Origin of the sequence: Kocuria gwangalliensis (assembly GCF_039544365.1) — a bacterium.
Lineage (GTDB): Bacteria > Actinomycetota > Actinomycetes > Actinomycetales > Micrococcaceae > Kocuria > Kocuria gwangalliensis.
The window spans coordinates 1-1,199 of record NZ_BAABLN010000055.1; the positions used below are offsets into that span (position 1 = coordinate 1).

Genomic DNA, 1,199 nt, shown 5'->3' on the forward strand with positions numbered 1-1,199 from the left:
CGAGAAAAGCCGACTGCTGGATGAGTTGGTGCATGCCACGGGCTGGACTCGTGATCATGCCCGTCGCGCGATCCGCGCCGCGAACACGCGCAAGGGCGCTGCGAGCCAGCAGCAACGCAAGCCGCGGCCACGGAAGTACTCCTACGACGCGCTGGTCGTGTTACAGGAGGTATGGCGGCTGTCTGGCCAACCCTCGGGGAAGTACCTGGCCGCGATCATGGACGACACCCTCGAACGGCTGGTCCGGTTTCGGGAACTGGGCAAAGTCGAACCACGCCTTACCCCGGAGGTGTTGAACGAGGTGCAATCGATGAGTGCGGCAACGATCGACCGGTACCTGAAGCCGCACAAGGACGCCGCGTACCCGATTGCGTTGTCGGGCACGAAACCATCGCATATTCTGCGTTCGTCGGTCCCGACGCGCACCAGCATGGACGCCCCACTCACCACTGCGGGGTTCCTGGAGCTGGACACCGTCGCGCACTGCGGCCACACTCTCAAGGGCGAGTTCTTGCGCACTCTGACGGGCACCGACCCGGTGGCGGGGTGGACAATGCTGCGCACGATCCGCAACAACGCCTACGTCCACATCCACGGTGCCCTCGAATGGATGCGCTCCCACGCCCCCGTCCCGGTCGCCGGGGTGGACTTCGATAACGGGTCGGAGTTCATGAACTGGGGTGTGATCGCCTGGGCCGACACGCACGAGATCCCCGTCACCCGGGGCCGTCCCTACAAGCACAACGACAACGCCCACGTCGAGCAACGCAACGGCGACTGGGTCCGCAGACATGCGTTCCGCTACCGCTACGAGACCAAGCACGAGATGGATCTGCTCAACGAGCTCTGGGGCCTGGTGATGGCCCGCAAGAACTACCTCCTGCCCTGTGTGAAAGCCGTGGACTGGGCCCACACGAAAGCCGGGCGGAAGAAGCGGATCTACGACGCCCCGCGCACCCCCTACCAGCGGCTGCTCGACGCCGGCGTCCTCGACACCAAGACCACCGACCGCCTAACCCGCGAACACGAAACACTCAACCCAGCACAGATCACCCAACGGATCACCCAGATCCAGCAGCAACTCATCGAATTAGCCGCCGCACGCACCCAGGGCACCCGCCCCGCCGCGTGAGCTACGCGGACATTTCACCTGAGGCAAGCACGAACACCATCCGGACATCTTGACATGAGGCAAGACG

General features: G+C 64.4%; 1 protein-coding gene. It reads left to right on the top strand.

The annotated features are described in order from the left end of the window. A partial coding sequence (locus ABEA06_RS13550) for an integrase (protein ID WP_345311832.1) occupies positions 1-1,132 on the top strand: 1,132 nt, incomplete at its 5' end. Between the last annotated feature and the right edge of the window lie 67 nt (positions 1,133-1,199).